Genomic DNA, 15,308 nt, shown 5'->3' on the forward strand with positions numbered 1-15,308 from the left:
TTACCCCAGGGCCCGCAGGCGCTTGATCAACGACGAGGTGTCCCAGCGGCCACCGCCCAGTTTCTGAACATCCTTGTAAAACTGATCGACCAGAGCGGTAACAGGCAGGGACGCACCGGTTTCATTGGCGGTATCCAGACAGATACCCAAATCTTTGCGCATCCAGTCGACGGCAAAGCCATGTTCGAACTGATCATCCAGCATGGTCTCATACCGGTTTGCCATCTGCCAGCTGCCAGCGGCGCCCTGGCTGATCACCTCGACCACGGCCCTTCCGTCCAGCCCGGCCTTCTCGGCGAAGTGCAACGCTTCGCTCAGGCCCTGAACCAACCCTGCGATGGCGATCTGGTTGCACATCTTGGTCATCTGGCCCGCGCCGCTGTCCCCGATGCGACGGCAGATCTTCGCATAGACCTGCATCACCGGTTCAGCCGCATCATAAGCCGCCTGATCTCCGCCGCACATGATTGACAGAACACCGTTTTCGGCGCCTGCCTGGCCGCCCGAGATCGGCGCGTCCACAAAGGCGATACCCTGTGATTGGCCGGCAGCGTACAATTCCCGCGTGACCTTTGCAGAAACCGTGGTGTGGTCGACGAAAACAGCCCCGCTGGACATGCCGTGAAATGCGCCGTCCTCGCCCGTGCAAACCATGCGCAGATCGTCGTCATTGCCGACGCAGGCCATCACAAACTCGGCGCCTTCAGCCGCGTCTTTCGGGGTGGCTGCCATCGATCCGCCATGCTGCTTTACCCAGGCTTCGGCCTTGGCAGCCGTGCGGTTGTAGACAGTGACGTCATGGCCTGCGGCCTGAAGATGCCCAGCCATGGGATAGCCCATGACGCCCAGGCCAAGGAACGCGACTTTTGCCATTTTGTGATCCTCTCCGCTGTTCGGTCGGCTTCAGCGGTGCGTGCCTGGCCGAAATGTTTGGCGAAGACAAAGCAAAGCTGCGCCCAAAGGGCAACCCCAAGTCAGCCCTTCCCGCCCAGATCCTGCAGGATCGGGCAATCCGGCCTGTCATCCCCTGCGCAGGCGTCGATCAGGTGGCTCAGCGTTTCGCGCATCGCGTTCAGGTCGGCGATCTTGGCTTCGATCTGCGCCAGATGGTCCCGCGCGACCTGTTTCACATCTGCGCTGGCGCGGGTTTCATCCTCGTAAAGCGCCAGCAATGTCCGGCAATCCCCGATGGTGAATCCCAAAGCCCGGGCACGGCCCAGAAAGTTCAGCTTGTGCACATCCTGATCGCGAAATCGGCGATAGCCGTTGTCGTCGCGCAGCGGTTTGATCAGGTCGATGTCTTCATAGTACCGGATCGTCTTTGCAGGCAGGCCGGTGCGGGAGGACACATCTCCGATATTCATGCGTGCACCTCTTTGGCGGGCGGGATCGGGGTTTCCGGCACGCTGGCTTGAACGCGACGCAGACGCAGCGCGTTCGAGACGACAAAGACACTCGAAAGCGCCATCGCGCCGGCGGCCAGCGCCGGAGACAACAGATGGCCTCCGTACGGGTACAGCGCACCAGCGGCGACCGGGATCAGCAGGACATTGTAACCGAATGCCCATCCCAGGTTCTGGCGAATGTTTCGCATCGTTCTACGGCTGATCTCGGTTGCATTTGCAACCCCGCGCAGATCGCCGGACATCAGAACGACATCAGCCGTTTCGATGGCCACATCGGTGCCCGTCCCGATGGCGATGCCGATGTCAGCCGTTGCCAGCGCCGGGGCGTCGTTTATGCCGTCGCCGACGAAAGCCAGCGTTCCGAACTGGTCCCGCAAGGCGGTGATCGCATCCACCTTGCCGTCGGGCAGCACTTCGGAGGTGACGTGATCGATCCCCAGCCGATCAGCCAAGGCTTGCGCAGTGCGCGCGTTGTCTCCGGTGACCATGGCCACGGTCAGACCCATTTGGTGGAGCCGCTCCAGCGCCTCTTCGGTGCCGGGTTTGACCGGGTCGGACACAGACAACGTGGCTGCGGCCTGCCCATCCAATGCGACGAACAATGGTGTTGCCCCTTCGGCGGCGCGGGCCTCTGCCTCGCTTGCCAGGGGACCAAGGTCGATCCCGCGTTGTTGCATAAGACGGTGCGACCCGATCAACACGTTCCGGCCTTCAACCAGCCCCTGCATGCCAAGCCCGGTAAGCGACAGGACGTCCGTCGCCTGTGGCAGCGTCGCAGGCCCGGCCCGGGTGATCGCCGAAGCTATCGGGTGTTCCGACCGCGCCTCGAGGGCGGCGGCCAGCCGCACAACCTCATTCCTGTCAAACCCGTTCGCCGTCAGAACATTGTCCAGTTCCGGGCGGCCCAGTGTCAGGGTCCCGGTCTTGTCCAGCGCGATGACGCGTGCCTGCTGAAGCTGTTGCAAGGCATCGCCCTTGCGGAACAACACCCCCAGTTCGGCCGCGCGCCCGGTGCCGACCATGATCGAGGTCGGAGTGGCCAGACCCATGGCGCAGGGGCAGGCTATGATCAGCACGGAAACCCCGGCGACAAGCGCCAGCGGCAGGGCGGGGCTTGGGCCGAAGATCAGCCAGGCTGCGACGGTGATCACGGCGACCAGGATGACCGCCGGGACAAAGCGATATGTAATCCGATCGACCAGACCCTGGATCGGCAGTTTGGCCCCCTGCGCCTGCTGCACCATGCGAATGACCTGGGCCAGCACCGTGTCGCCCCCCACGCGCGTCGCCCGAACCCGCAAGGCGCCAGTGCCATTCACGGTGCCGCCGACAACAGCCGCGCCGGCTGATTTTCCAACGGGTATCGGCTCGCCCGTGATCATGCTTTCATCGACGTAAGAGGTGCCCTCGAGCACTTCGGCATCCACCGGCACGCGTTCGCCCGGGCGGATGTGCAGGATGTCGCCCACAGCAATCTCGGCGATAGGGCGGTCTTCAATCCGACCATCAACTTCGACCCGCGCGCTTTTGGGCTGAAGGCCCGCCAGTTTACGGATCGCAGCCCCGGTTTTGCCCTTGGCGCGCGCCTCCATCAGACGGCCCAGAAGGATCAGAACGACAATCACAGCCGCCGCCTCGTAATAGACGTTGTCAGTTCCCATCGGTAACGCGCCGGGGGCGAATGTGGCCACCACCGAATACAGATAGGCCGCCCCGGTTCCCAGTGCGACCAGCGCGTTCATATCCGGCGTGCCCCTCAGCAACGACGGGATGCCCTTGCGATAAAACACGCGACCGGGCCCCAGCAGCAGGGCCGTTGTCAGGGCGAACTGAATCAACTGGCTGGTCTGCGTGCCGATGGTGGCGTGTACCCAATGGTGGAAGGCGGGGATCATGTGCCCGCCCATCTCAAGAATGAACACGGGCAGGGCAAGAGCGGCCGCCAGCAGAGTGGCCCGGGTCAGCCCTGCTGTTTCAGTGTCTGCGCGATCTTCGGGTGTCGAAACGGCTTGAGGCCGCGCCGGGTAACCGGTGTCGGTGACCACCTGTGCCAGCGCCTGTGGCGATGTTGCCCCCGCAGCGTAGGTCACCGCGGCAGTTTGTGTCGCCAGATTGACCTGCGCTTCGATCACACCGGGGCTGGCCGTCAGCGCGCGCTCGATCTTGGCCACGCACGAGGCGCAGTTCATACTTTCAATGCTCAGATCCGCCCGGCTGGTCTCGGCCGGATACCCTGCCGCGTCCAATGCCTTGGTCAGCGCCGAAGCCGGCCCGTCAAAAGCCACCTGTGCGGACTTGGTTGCAAAGTTGACCGAGGCCGTTTCAACCCCGGGCACATCACGCAGCGCCTCTTCAACGCGTCCCACGCAGGATGCGCATCCCATGCCCGTGATTTTCAGCTCTGTCAGTGATTTTTGCGCCATGCGACTCGCCCATGAAGTTTCCTTACCCACCAGATGGGGGTTCCAGTGACGGGAAGGTCAAGAGCCTGGGGCAGCTTTTTTAGTGCCCCGAGCCGCGCATGTTTCGTTCCATCATGCGCTGATAGAGGCGCGGTGACAGACGGTTGAGCCACCAGGACAGGCGCGCCACGCGGCCAACCGGGATCATGGGCTGCGATTTGTCCAGCCCGCGCAGGATCGTTTCAGCGGCGGCCTCGGGGCTCATTTCGTCCATCCCGTCCTTCGCCGATCCGGGGCGCGCTGTGCCATCCGCCTGCTCTTGTGCGTTGCCGGGGTTGGTGGCCACAAAGGAGGGCGCAGCGATCAGAACGTCAACGCCATGAGGGGCTTCTTCCGAGCGCAGCGATTTGAAGAACCCCTCCAGCGCGTGTTTCGAGGCAGCATAGGCCGTCCGATGGTAAAGCGGTGCAAACCCGGCCACCGATGAGATGGCCAGATGTGTCCCCTTTGACGCCCGAACCGGGTGCAAGAACGCGCGGGCCATTTCAACGGCCGCAAAATAGTTGATGTCAAACAGAGTTCGGTGGCTGGCCGCGTCGGACTTTTCAAAGCCCCTGATTTGCGTGACGCCGGCGTTGTAGATGACCAGATCGATACTGTCGCTGGTCGCGATCACCTTTTGAGTTGCCCTGGCAAGCTGGTCGGGATCCGTTAGATCGCAGCCAACAGGCAACTGGTTCGGCCCGGTGTCCAGACCTGAAACATCGCGATCCAGCAGCACCACCCGCCACCCACGACTTTGCAGAGCATGGCTGAGGGCCCGCCCCAAACCGCCCGCCCCGCCGGATATGACAGCCGTCTTCATAGCCCCGCCTGCTTTTGCCAGAGCGAGAATACCTGGGCGCTGGTTTTTTTCGGAGTGTAACCGAAGTCGGATTTCAGGGCGGTGTTGTCCAATACCGGTCGATATTGCAGAAATCGCACCTGTTCCGGCCCATAGCGGGACAGACCCAGCGGACGTGCAGCGGCCAAAGCCGATTTCAGCGCCCAAGCGGGCAGGCGCAGAACCGGCTTCCCCATCGCACGCGCCAGATCGGTCACGCCCATCGCGCCGTCCCCGGCGACGTTGTAAACGCCAACCGGCCCGTCGGTTGCCGCGCGCTTCAGGATGCGTGCCAGATCATGCGTCCAAATGAACACAAACGGGCTTTCGCTGCCGACGACCGCCAGCAGGCGGGGTTTGCGAAACAGGGCGGTGATCTGGTTTTCGGACCCGGCCCCCAGAACCGTGCCCACGCGCAGCACGACCTGTTCCAGATCGGGGGCGGCACTGCGAACCTCGGCCAGCATCTCTTCGACCTGCCTTTTGTGATCGGAATACGGAAACTCGGGGTTGCCGCGCAACGGATCATCCTCGCGCAGGGGCACGGGGTTGTCCGGGTGATAGCCGTAGGCTGCACCCGAGGATGTGACCACCAATCTTCGCACTCCGTTGGCAAGGGCCGCGTTCACCACCTTGCGGGTGCCCTCGACATCAACCGCATATGCCGCCGCCCGTTCCATTTTTGGCGCAGGCGTCACGATGGAGGCCAGATGCACTATGACATCAGGCTTCACGTTGGAGATCACGCGCGCGGGCGCGTCGGTCGTCACATCCAAGGGCAGATAGTGGACGTTTTCCGGCATGCTGTCGGGGCGTTTGATATCCGTTGCAAAAACATCGTGCCCCTTGAGTTCGGGCAACAGTGCCTGCCCGACCATACCGGCGGCGCCCGTGATCAGGATACGGCTCATCGCGCGGCCTCGGTTCGGGCCATGAACGACGCCAGGGCAATCCCCGAGATCGCGTGCCAGATGCCCCAGAACGCGGCCACCACGGCCATGCCGCCCAGCCCGTGAAAAAAGGCAAAGATCAGCACCAGCCCAAGGCCGGAATTCTGAATGCCGGTTTCGATGGTGATGGCGCGGCGATCGAAAGGGGACAGCCGGGTCAGAGTGGCCACAACCCAACCGCCCCCCAGCGCCAGAGCGTTGTGAAGGATCACAAGCCCGGCAACAGCCCCGGCAAAGCTGAGGAAGAACCCCCAGTTCGCGCCCAGGGCAAGTAAGATGAAAGCCGAAAAAATACCCATCGACAGGTATTGCAGCGGCGCACGCAACCGTGCGGTCAGGGCCGGGCGGCGCTGGTTCAGAGCGATGCCCAGGACCAGAGGCAGGATCAACATCAACCCGACAAGGATTGCGATTTGCACCGGGTCAATCTGGGTCTGTTGCAGGATCGCGCGTGTTGGCGGATACAACCCGCCCCAAAGCGCAATGTTGAAGGGCGTCATGAAAATCGCGCCGATGGTGGCAAAGGCGGTCATTGACACCGACAGCGCCGCATTGCCACCGGCGCGGTGCGTAATGAAGTTCGAGATATTGCCCCCCGGACAGGCTGCGACAAGGATCAGCCCAAGCGCAATAGACGGTCGAGGGGCCGTCACCCACACAAGCGCAAAAGTCAGCGCCGGCAGGACCAGGAATTGGGATACCAGCCCGACGATCACTGGCTTCGGCGCGCGCCTGAGGCGATCAAAATCCCTTGGTGTCAGATCGATCGCAATCGAGAACATCACGATCGCCAGTATCGCATTCAACAGCGTCAGAGAGGCCGGGCTGAAATTCAGCGTAATTTCGTCGATACCGCTCATACGGCGGCTTTCCGCAGCCGTTCGATCCATCCGGTGACAGCCTTTCTGTAGGTGGCCTTGTCCACGTAGTAAGCCATTCGCGGCAGATCGATATAGCTCATGCCTCCGGTGGCGCGCGTATAGTCTTTTTGTTTTTTGGATTTCAGATCGGCCGCCACCGGGCAGCCCTTTTGAAGACCTTTGATATAGCGCGCCACCATTTCGGCCTGCTCGTGCCTGCCCTGCCAGCCCAGACCCGTGGCCTCGACCATGCCCAGCACAAAAAGATCGTCCCGTTCGGGGTGCATCGCGTTCAGGTACAGATGTGGAGCATCGCCCTGCCAGTTCAGCAGGCCCTGGTCGATGAACGGATAGTGCAGCTTGTATCCGGTCGCGGCGAGAATCATGTCATAGTCTGCGCGCGTGCCGTCCTTGAAATGCACGGTCTTGCCTTCCAGGCGGTTGATATCGGGGCGAATGCGCAGGTCGCCATGGCCCGCGTGATACAGGACAAGCGAATTCACCACCGGGTGGCTTTCGTAAAGCTGATAATCGGGCTTGGGAAAGCCGTATTTCTGCGGATCACCGACAAACCAACTGAGGATGAGGCTGTCCACCTTGCGCTTCAGCCACATCGGCAGGCGGATCTTGCCGCCCATCGTGTCGGCCGGTTTGCCGAAAACGTATTTCGGCACGAAGTAATAGCCGCGCCGCATCGACAGATCGCAGCGTTCTGCGTGATGGATTGCGTCAACCGCAATGTCACAGCCGGAATTGCCCGCGCCCACGACCAACACACGCTTGCCGTCGAACTGGCTGGGGTACCGATATTGCGAGGCATGGATCAACTCGCCGTCAAACGTGCCGGGAAAGCTGGGCATATTCGGTTCCGACAAGGTGCCGTTTGCAATCAGAACCCCTGCGAATTCGGCCTGATGTTCACCTTGGGCGTCCCGCCAGCCAACACGCCAACCATCACCGGATTTGCCTAGCGGAGTGATCCGGGTGACTTCTGCATTGAACCTGTAGGTTTCACGCAGGCCGAAACGATCGGCAAAGGACCGGAAATAGTCGCGCATCGCTTGGTGCGAGGGGTACTCGGCCACCGCCTCATCCATCGGGAAATCCTCGAATTCGGTCATGCGCTTTGAGGAGATCAGATGCGCCGATTCATACATGGTTGATCTGGGGGCATCGATATCCCACAGACCGCCCACATCCGAATGCAATTCGAACCCCTGAAAGGCGATGCCCTGTTCCTTCAGCACCTTGGCTGCGGCCAAACCCATCGGCCCCGCCCCGATCAGGGCGAATGCGTTGCGCGTCTGTGTCATGAACCCTCCCGAAGTTCGTGACGCTTAACTTGAACGAACGACCAAAATAAGGCAAGATGAAATTCATGAGTCCAAAAAACATCGAAAAACCAAGGCAAAGAGCCCCGTCCAGGCGATCGCTTGAAACCAAGGCGCGGATCATGGATGCGGCTGAAACCGTCTTTGCCGAACGGGGATTCGAGGGTGCGTCGATCCGGGATATCGCGGCCTTGGCAGGGGTTCAGATTGGTCTTGTGCACCATCATGGTGGTGGCAAGGAGGAATTGTTTTACAAAACCGTGGCGCGGCGCGCGGACGCGCTGGCGCAACTTCGGATCGACGCGTTGAACAGGGCCAAGGCCGTCGCTCCGCTGACGCTTCACAGCATTCTGGACAGCTTTATCCGACCCTATGTGGACCTGGCAGAAACGGGTGGGCCTGGATGGATGGCATATGGGCGGTTGGTGGCCCACGTATCGGTTGACCCCAGGTGGCGCGATATCGCAGCGGAATGTTTCGACCCTACCGCCCAGCTGTTCATTACCGAGATCGCCACGCTTTACCCGGATGTCGATCCTGCGGTTTTGGCAAGTGGCCAGGTTTATTCGGTCTCGGCGATGCTGGCCCATCTCAACAGCGGATGGCGGGTCAAAGCCCTGTCGCAGGGCGGTGACGTATCAGGCATGGAGCGTCTGGTGGACTTTTGCGCCGCCGGTATCGAAGCAATGGTACGATCCGACCATTGATGAACCATCACGCGGTGCCCGGTTGCGTGTTCAATCGTTCAGTTGGCGCCTTGTATCCGAAGTATCTGTTTCCAAAAGTTGGACAATTGGCGCGTACTAGATGATTGTGTCCTTTTCGACGCTCTTTGGGGCGTCATTCGCCTTGATTGAGGTGAAAACGTGGCGTCAATGTGGCGTTTGAGCTAGGAATATGATCCTGTTGTGCTGCTCTTTCCCAGAGTGGTTTGTAACGAGTATTCATACGTAAGGTGGGCACATGACATTGATACGAAACATAGCTGCGATCGCTGTTGCAGGTGTGATGGCTGCAAGCGGTGCGTCGGCGCTGACCATTTCCAGCATCTCGCCCTCTTGGCAAAACGTAAATCCAAGTTCCGGCGTTACTGAAAGCACCTCTGGTTCTACGATTTCTCTTCGGTGGGGAAGTGGCAGCAGCTCAAGTGGTTACGATTTCACGCCAACTGGCACGCCAATTTCAGGTCTGTTGCCTGGAACGGCATTTGCTCTGGGTCAGTTCTCGCATCTGAATTTCCCGATCACTGGAACAACACTGAGCTCGGTCGACCTTCTTGTCGATATATTGATAAGCGGTGGCCCTCTGGTGTCCTCTTCGTTTGCCCTGACGCATAACGAGACATTGAATCGCCCAGCGAACTGTCCGGCGGATTCCACCCCTTGTGATGACATCGTGACCATTGCCAACAATTTGGGCTCTCAAAGCTTTAATTTCCGTGGACAAAATTATGTGTTCTCGGTCCTCGGTTTCTCTCAGGACGGCGGCAGCACCATTTCTAACGGCTTCAGCACAACGGAAAACATGCAAAACGTCGCAACGCTGTATGGGGAATACACGATTGCCCCCGTGCCGCTGCCCGCTGCTGGCTGGCTGCTTCTTGGCGGCATCAGCGGTTTGTTTGTGATGGGGCGTCGGAAAAAGCGCAGCACGGCCTGATTTGGCTTTAAATGCTCTCACCATTATTGGTGGTGAGAGCAGACCCGGAACTGTGCCGATCTTTTTCGACCAGGATTTTCAGCCTGACAGCGCATGCGCCCCCTGGGTTCGACTTGATAGCTTTGGTTGGAATCGACAAGCGCGCTTGTTGGACACCTGTCGCGGTGACGCGCGGTCATCATTCTTGCTGCAAGTGTTCGAACAAAATCTTGCTGAATACCGATGGCGGCGATGTTCGTACCGCACTGGGTGAAGCGAAAAAACCGAACATGATGATCAGAATGATCAGAGCAGTACCGGCAAGGCAAGCCGCCGAGAGGTGAAAGACCGAGCGAACCATTGCGACACTCCCTTCTCTTGATATCCGTAAATTTTGTGAGGGCTGAAACGTCAACCTGACTTTGCCAATTGCTGTTTCAGCCTTTGGTTTTCCGCCTGCAACTCTGCCAACTGCTGCCCCAGCCTGTTCAGATGAGGGCGCAACTCTGCTTCGGTGAAGCGCGGCGTGATGTGGCTTGGGCAGTTCCAGTCCAACGCCTCGACGCGGATGACCACGGCCCGTTCGGCCGGTGCCTCGGCCTCTTCCGGGTAAAGGGTGGCGGCCGCTGTTTCGCCTTCCGTGAACACGACACGCCCAAGGATCTTGAGACGGCGTCGGTTGGCGTAATCCATCAGGATCATTGCAATACGATCATTGCCGTCCAGATTCCCGCGCGAGATATACTGTTTATTGCCGGAAAAATCCGCATATCCGATGGTCTGAGGGCCAAGCACCTTCAGAAACCCTGTCGGCCCGCCCCGATACTGCACATAGGGCCAGCCGGTCTCGGACACGGTGGATTGATAGAACCCGTCCCGCGCCTGAATGAACTCTTTCTCGGGGTCTCCGATCAGATGGCCTTGCCGCGGGCCACCTGCAATGAACTTGGCATAGGTTCTGGCCGATCCCATCCTTTCTTGATGGGCGCGGACTGCGGGTGTGAAGGTCAGTTCGGAAAAAGCGCGGGGCATTGGAAAATCCTTTCAAAGACCCAGTTCGGACAACCCGGGGTGGTCATGAGGGCGTTCGCCCAAGGGCCAATGGAACAGCCTGTCATCTTCGGCTATCGGAAGATCGTTGAGCGAGGCATGGCGATGTGACATGCGCCCGTCATCGGCGAACTCCCAGTTTTCATTGCCATAGGATCTGAACCACTGACCGCTGTCGTCGCGCCATTCATAGGCATAGCGTACGGCAATGCGATTTCCGGCAAAGACCCACAGTTCTTTGATCAGGCGATAATCCAGTTCCTTCCGCCATTTGCGGGTCAGAAAGGCGTGGATGTCGGCATGGCCGGACAGGAATTCAGCCCGATTCCGCCATTGACTGTCATCCGTATAGGCGGGCGTCACGCGGTCGGGATCGCGGCTGTTCCAGGCATTTTCCGCCGTGCGCACTTTTTGAGTGGCAGTTTCCAACGTGAAGGGAGGCAAGGGAGTTCTGGACATTTCGCAAAGGCTTTCAGGTGAGGGAGGCGGCAAGAAGAGCAATGGTCAGAAGGAAGGGGACGTACTGAGGTGGAAAAATGCTGGCGCGACGTTTCATCGGTCAAATCCTCGGGTGTACAGATCGGTTAACTTACAGGCAAAGTGTACCGATCTGTAAACTTTTGCAAGTGGAAATTTCATGGTGAGACAAGGCGCCTGGTAAAACTATTTCAAAACAACGCTTTGGCCTGGGGTCATTGTACTTCACGCTCCATGGTAATATGTACAGAACGGTACACCATGGAGCCGAATCATGCGCCCAAACAAACGGGATGAGTTGGTCAGCAAGGCCCTGAAGGTCTTTTACCGCGACGGGTTTCACGCAACCGGCATGGACAAGCTGGTCGTGGAAACAGGCGTGTCCAAGACGTCGATGTACAAGCATTTCCGCACCAAGGAAGACCTGATCGTCGCCGCGCTGCGCTTGCGGGATGAGAACTTTCGCGACTGGTTCTTTCAGCGCATCGACGAGATGGCGGAAACACCGGCCGAGCAGATCATCGTCAGTTTCGATGCCCTGAAAGAGTGGTTCGAAGAGGACGGGTTCCGGGGCTGCATGTTCATCAAGGCCGGGGCCGAGTATCAGGACAAGGATCACCCGATCCATGTACAGGCCGCCGAACACAAACAGCTTTTGCTGGAACACTTCACGGCCATAGCCCAGCAGGCCGGCGCGCATGATCCTCGGAAGCTCGCGAGTCAGATCGTGTTGTTGCAAGAAGGAGCCATTGTTTCCGCCGTTCTGCTCAAGAACTGCGATCCGGCGGAAGACGCCAAGGATGCGGCCAAGCACCTTTTGGCCAAAGCACTGACTTAACCCCGCCAGCCAATAGGTATTCTCTGACATCGTAGGCCAGGGAACGTTGCGTTGTTCCGCAAAGGGACGCGGCGTCACAAGGATTGGCGTGAACCGAACACGGCGCTAGCCTTTTCCGGAAAGACCGATTGGAGGGCGTTCAATGTCACTTTTCACTTCGACTGCGGCATGGGTCACTGATGAACACCGCATGTTCGCGGATATGGCGGGTCGGTTCATGGATGACGAACTGTCGCCTAATATCGAAACCTGGGTTGAAAACGGCGTTGTGGATCGCGATTTCTGGCGCAAGGCCGGCGAAACCGGGCTGATGGCGGGTGCGATCCCCGAAGAATATGGCGGCGTCGGCGGCGGCATGGGCTTTGACGCCATCACGGCCTACGAACAGGGCGCGCGGGGTGATGCGGGTTGGGGTTATGGCATTCAGTCGATCGTGACCCACTATCTCACCGCGTATGGCAGCGAAGATCAGAAGAAGAAGTGGTTGCCCAAACTGGCGTCGGGTGAATTGGTCGGCGCGTTGGCAATGACCGAACCCAGTACCGGTTCGGACGTGCAGGCGGTGCGGACGACTGCCGAGAAGGACGGCAACTCCTACCGGTTGAACGGGTCCAAAATCTTCATCACGAACGGACAGACTGCGGATCTGATCATCGTGGCCGCCAAGACCGACAAAACCGCTGGCGCACGCGGCGTTTCGTTGATCGTGGTGGAAACTGACGGGTGTGAAGGTTTTCGCCGGGGGCGGAACCTCAAGAAACTGGGCATGAAGGGCAATGACACTGCCGAACTGTTTTTCGAAGATGTCAAAGTGCCGATGACAAACCTGCTGGGCCCCGAGGAAGGGCAGGGATTCTATCAGCTTATGAAACAGCTGCCGTGGGAACGGCTGAATATCGCGATCATGGCGCTGGGCGCGATCGATTTCGCCATCGGCGAAACCGTGAAATACGTGCAGGAACGCAAAGCCTTCGGGCAGCGGGTGATGGATTTTCAGAATACCCGGTTCAAACTGGCGGAATGCAAGACCAAGGCCGAGGTTCTGCGCAGTTTCATCAATGATTGTATCGGGAAACTGGAAGCAGGCGAGTTGGACGCGGCAACTGCTTCGATGGCCAAATACTGGGGGTCCGAGGTGCAGAACGAGATCATGCATGAATGCCTGCAACTGTTCGGCGGCTACGGGTTCATGATGGAATACCCGATTGCACGTCTTTACGCGGATGCCAGGGTGCAGATGATCTATGGCGGCACCAATGAGGTCATGAAAGAGCTGATCGCGCGATCGCTCGACGTCTGAGCCCACCACGCGGGCCCTCCCGCCCGTCGTCTTCATTCCTGACGGAATGACTCCTCCGGTTGGGCCCGGCAGGCCCGGGCAAAGCCCGGGCCTGCCGGGCCTGTTTCGTTGTCGCAGCACGGGTCAAAAGGCCGCTTGCAAAGGGGGGGTGTCGGTATGATGATCCGCCGACAAGACTCAGAGGCCCGACGTGAACGATCCCGAACAATCACTTTGGCAGACCACCTGCACCGAGACAGTCCCCGCACCGCCCCTGACCGCTGACGCAGCGGTTGATCTGGCTGTCATCGGAGGTGGCTACACCGGCTGTTCAGCGGCTTTGACCGCTGCCCGCGCCGGCGCGTCGGTCTGCCTGCTCGAGGCGCAGGAAATCGGGTTTGGCGGTTCGGGGCGCAATGTCGGTCTGGTCAATGCGGGGCTGTGGCTGCCGCCGGATGACATCCGGGCGCATATCGGTATTGAACCGGGGAACCGTTTGATCGACTTGCTGGCCAAGGCGCCGGCGGATGTGTTTGCCTTGATCGATGAATATGGCATTGCGTGTGAGCCCGTGCGCAACGGAACCCTGCATTGCGCTCATTCCGCGTCGGGTTTGAAGGACCTGCATACGCGTCATGCGCAGTTGAGCGAAGCCGGAGCGCCGGTTGTGCTGTTGTCGGCGGACCAGGCCGGTGAACGCACCGGCAGCCAGGCCTTTCACGGTGCCTTGTTCGATCCACGGGCAGGAACCATTCAACCTTTGGCCTATGCGGTGGGTTTGGCACGCGTGGCGTCACAGGCCGGGGCGCGGATACATACGCAAAGCCCCGTGCAGACCATGACATATGAGGGCGGGCACTGGGTTCTGGTGACACCGGGCGGGACGGTTCGGGCAAGATCGGTCATTCAGGCGACGAATGCCTATCATCTTGCGCTGCCGGATACCGCGCCTGCCTATGTGCCGGTCTATTATTTCCAGTACGCCACGGCCCCGCTGACGGACAATTTGCGCGCCAGTATCCTGCCACGGAAAGATGGGTGCTGGGATACCGGGCTGATCATGACGTCATTCCGGCTGGATCAGGCGGGGCGGATGATCATTGGCGGCATGGGGGATCTGGGACACGCCGGCCGGGTTGCACATTCCGGTTGGGTCCGGCGCAAGCTGGCCGAGCTCTATCCGCAATTGGCCAACCAGTCGTTGGAACACGGGTGGCACGGGCGGATCGCAATGACATCGGATCATATTCCAAAGATCACGCAGATCGGCCCCAACGCTTTGGCCGCACACGGGTATTCCGGTCGCGGCATCGGCCCGGGCACGGTGTTCGGCCGCTTGATGGCCGAAAGCCTTCTGGCCGATGATCCCTCGCTTCTGCCGGTTCCCGCCGTGTCGGAACACCGCGAAAACTGGACGCGCGTGCGCCGCGCATTTTTTGAATCCGGCGCGGCGCTGACGCATCTTGTAAAGGCGCGGTTCTAAGTTCAGACAGACCGGGTGATACCGCCGTCCACCCGGATATTCTGTCCGGTGATGTAACCGCCGCCTTCCGAGGCGAGCAGAGCGACGACCGAGGCGATCTCGTCGTAGCTGCGCCCATAACGACCCATCGGAATGCGGCTGCGGAATTCTTCTTTCTCGGGCAGGCTGTCAATGAAGCCCGGAAGAATGTTGTTCATGCGGATATTCTCGGCGGCATATTTGTCTGAGTACAGCTTGGTGAAGGCGGCCAACCCGGCGCGGAACACGCCCGACGTCGGGAAAACCGGATCCGGCTCGAAGGCGGCAAAGGTCGAGATGTTGATGATCGAGCCTCCTCCCTGCGCCTGCATGATCGGGGTCACAAGCCGGGTTGGGCGCACCGCGTTCAGGAAATAGACATCCATGCCGGTGTGCCAATCCTCATCCGTCAATTCAAGGATCGGGGCACGGGGACCGTGACCGGCAGAATTGACCAGAACGTCGACACGCCCCCAATGGGCCATGGCGGCATCGACAAGTTTCTGCAAATCCTCGGTGGACTGGTTCGAGCCGGTAATACCGACACCGCCCAGCTCTTTTGCCAAAGCTTCCCCTTTGCCCGAGGAGGACAAAATGCCGACCTTGAACCCGTCCGCCGCCAGCCTCCGGGCGGAATCCGCCCCCATGCCGCTGCCGCCCGCCGTTATAAGTGCTACTTTTTCCATCTGACAT

The 15,308-nt window shown here is 59.9% G+C and carries 15 protein-coding genes; 5 read left to right on the plus strand and 10 right to left on the minus strand.

The window, feature by feature from the left end; genetic code table 11:
- The 7 genes from I9184_RS00810 to I9184_RS00840 form a co-directional block, all read right to left on the minus strand.
- A complete protein-coding gene (locus I9184_RS00810; protein WP_171634271.1) occupies nucleotides 1-873 on the minus strand; it encodes an NAD(P)-dependent oxidoreductase in 873 nt (290 codons plus the stop codon).
- A gap of 101 nt (nucleotides 874-974) precedes the next feature.
- On the minus strand, nucleotides 975-1,364 hold the full coding sequence (gene cueR, locus I9184_RS00815; protein WP_209832319.1) for a Cu(I)-responsive transcriptional regulator: 390 nt from the start codon (nucleotides 1,362-1,364) through the stop codon (nucleotides 975-977).
- On the minus strand, nucleotides 1,361-3,829 hold the full coding sequence (locus I9184_RS00820) for a heavy metal translocating P-type ATPase (protein WP_209832321.1): 2,469 nt from the start codon (nucleotides 3,827-3,829) through the stop codon (nucleotides 1,361-1,363). Before I9184_RS00820 ends, cueR begins: the two co-directional genes overlap by 4 nt.
- 79 nt (nucleotides 3,830-3,908) lie before the next feature.
- Nucleotides 3,909-4,673, minus strand: coding sequence for an SDR family NAD(P)-dependent oxidoreductase (locus I9184_RS00825; protein WP_171634261.1), 765 nt, complete (start codon nucleotides 4,671-4,673; stop codon nucleotides 3,909-3,911).
- Nucleotides 4,670-5,602, minus strand: coding sequence for an SDR family oxidoreductase (locus I9184_RS00830; protein ID WP_209832323.1), 933 nt, complete (start codon nucleotides 5,600-5,602; stop codon nucleotides 4,670-4,672). Before I9184_RS00830 ends, I9184_RS00825 begins: the two co-directional genes overlap by 4 nt.
- Nucleotides 5,599-6,501 (minus strand): bile acid:sodium symporter family protein, encoded by a 903-nt coding sequence (locus tag I9184_RS00835; RefSeq protein WP_171722787.1) that lies wholly within the window; start codon nucleotides 6,499-6,501, stop codon nucleotides 5,599-5,601. The genes I9184_RS00830 and I9184_RS00835 overlap by 4 nt, the downstream gene beginning before the upstream one ends.
- On the minus strand, nucleotides 6,498-7,814 hold the full coding sequence (locus I9184_RS00840) for an NAD(P)-binding domain-containing protein (protein ID WP_209832324.1): 1,317 nt from the start codon (nucleotides 7,812-7,814) through the stop codon (nucleotides 6,498-6,500). The genes I9184_RS00835 and I9184_RS00840 overlap by 4 nt, the downstream gene beginning before the upstream one ends.
- A gap of 65 nt (nucleotides 7,815-7,879) precedes the next feature.
- Here I9184_RS00840 and I9184_RS00845 point away from each other — a divergent pair, with 65 nt between their 5' ends.
- Nucleotides 7,880-8,539: a TetR/AcrR family transcriptional regulator gene (locus I9184_RS00845; protein WP_171722789.1), complete on the plus strand. Its 660-nt coding sequence runs from the start codon at nucleotides 7,880-7,882 to the stop codon at nucleotides 8,537-8,539.
- Nucleotides 8,540-8,795: 256 nt separating this feature from the next.
- Nucleotides 8,796-9,491: a THxN family PEP-CTERM protein gene (locus tag I9184_RS00850; protein ID WP_209832326.1), complete on the plus strand. Its 696-nt coding sequence runs from the start codon at nucleotides 8,796-8,798 to the stop codon at nucleotides 9,489-9,491.
- 390 nt (nucleotides 9,492-9,881) lie between these two features.
- Here the strand turns inward: I9184_RS00850 and I9184_RS00855 are convergent, their stop codons facing one another.
- Both I9184_RS00855 and I9184_RS00860 read right to left on the minus strand, forming a co-directional pair.
- Complete coding sequence (locus tag I9184_RS00855) at nucleotides 9,882-10,502, minus strand: pyridoxamine 5'-phosphate oxidase family protein (protein WP_171634247.1); 621 nt, start codon at nucleotides 10,500-10,502, stop codon at nucleotides 9,882-9,884.
- Nucleotides 10,503-10,514: 12 nt separating this feature from the next.
- Nucleotides 10,515-10,979, minus strand: coding sequence for a nuclear transport factor 2 family protein (locus I9184_RS00860; RefSeq protein ID WP_171634244.1), 465 nt, complete (start codon nucleotides 10,977-10,979; stop codon nucleotides 10,515-10,517).
- Nucleotides 10,980-11,271: 292 nt separating this feature from the next.
- Here I9184_RS00860 and I9184_RS00865 point away from each other — a divergent pair, with 292 nt between their 5' ends.
- The 3 genes from I9184_RS00865 to I9184_RS00875 all read left to right on the plus strand — a co-directional run bounded on the left by I9184_RS00865 (nucleotide 11,272) and on the right by I9184_RS00875 (nucleotide 14,597).
- The gene (locus tag I9184_RS00865) at nucleotides 11,272-11,835 is read left to right on the plus strand and encodes a TetR family transcriptional regulator (RefSeq protein ID WP_171634241.1); all 564 of its coding nucleotides are present in this window, start codon (nucleotides 11,272-11,274) and stop codon (nucleotides 11,833-11,835) included.
- Between the two features lie 142 nt (nucleotides 11,836-11,977).
- Nucleotides 11,978-13,135, plus strand: coding sequence for an acyl-CoA dehydrogenase family protein (locus I9184_RS00870; protein WP_171228939.1), 1,158 nt, complete (start codon nucleotides 11,978-11,980; stop codon nucleotides 13,133-13,135).
- 190 nt (nucleotides 13,136-13,325) lie between these two features.
- The gene (locus I9184_RS00875) at nucleotides 13,326-14,597 is read left to right on the plus strand and encodes an FAD-binding oxidoreductase (protein WP_209832328.1); all 1,272 of its coding nucleotides are present in this window, start codon (nucleotides 13,326-13,328) and stop codon (nucleotides 14,595-14,597) included.
- Nucleotides 14,598-14,599: 2 nt separating this feature from the next.
- Here I9184_RS00875 and I9184_RS00880 read toward each other — a convergent pair whose 3' ends face one another.
- On the minus strand, nucleotides 14,600-15,301 hold the full coding sequence (locus I9184_RS00880) for an SDR family oxidoreductase (protein WP_171634230.1): 702 nt from the start codon (nucleotides 15,299-15,301) through the stop codon (nucleotides 14,600-14,602).
- Nucleotides 15,302-15,308: the final 7 nt, after the last annotated feature.

This window comes from Ruegeria sp. HKCCE3926, from assembly GCF_017872515.1.
Classification (GTDB): domain Bacteria; phylum Pseudomonadota; class Alphaproteobacteria; order Rhodobacterales; family Rhodobacteraceae; genus Ruegeria.

Bases quoted from the DNA above. Each gene is read 5' to 3' on its own strand.
- I9184_RS00810 (WP_171634271.1), bottom strand. From the start codon at position 873: ATGGCAAAAGTCGCGTTCCTTGGCCTGGGCGTCATGGGCTATCCCATG.
- cueR (WP_209832319.1), bottom strand. From the start codon at position 1,364: ATGAATATCGGAGATGTGTCCTCCCGCACCGGCCTGCCTGCAAAGACG.
- I9184_RS00820 (WP_209832321.1), bottom strand. From the start codon at position 3,829: ATGGCGCAAAAATCACTGACAGAGCTGAAAATCACGGGCATGGGATGC.
- I9184_RS00825 (WP_171634261.1), bottom strand. From the start codon at position 4,673: ATGAAGACGGCTGTCATATCCGGCGGGGCGGGCGGTTTGGGGCGGGCC.
- I9184_RS00830 (WP_209832323.1), bottom strand. From the start codon at position 5,602: ATGAGCCGTATCCTGATCACGGGCGCCGCCGGTATGGTCGGGCAGGCA.
- I9184_RS00835 (WP_171722787.1), bottom strand. From the start codon at position 6,501: ATGAGCGGTATCGACGAAATTACGCTGAATTTCAGCCCGGCCTCTCTG.
- I9184_RS00840 (WP_209832324.1), bottom strand. From the start codon at position 7,814: ATGACACAGACGCGCAACGCATTCGCCCTGATCGGGGCGGGGCCGATG.
- I9184_RS00845 (WP_171722789.1), top strand. From the start codon at position 7,880: ATGAGTCCAAAAAACATCGAAAAACCAAGGCAAAGAGCCCCGTCCAGG.
- I9184_RS00850 (WP_209832326.1), top strand. From the start codon at position 8,796: ATGACATTGATACGAAACATAGCTGCGATCGCTGTTGCAGGTGTGATG.
- I9184_RS00855 (WP_171634247.1), bottom strand. From the start codon at position 10,502: ATGCCCCGCGCTTTTTCCGAACTGACCTTCACACCCGCAGTCCGCGCC.
- I9184_RS00860 (WP_171634244.1), bottom strand. From the start codon at position 10,979: ATGTCCAGAACTCCCTTGCCTCCCTTCACGTTGGAAACTGCCACTCAA.
- I9184_RS00865 (WP_171634241.1), top strand. From the start codon at position 11,272: ATGCGCCCAAACAAACGGGATGAGTTGGTCAGCAAGGCCCTGAAGGTC.
- I9184_RS00870 (WP_171228939.1), top strand. From the start codon at position 11,978: ATGTCACTTTTCACTTCGACTGCGGCATGGGTCACTGATGAACACCGC.
- I9184_RS00880 (WP_171634230.1), bottom strand. From the start codon at position 15,301: ATGGAAAAAGTAGCACTTATAACGGCGGGCGGCAGCGGCATGGGGGCG.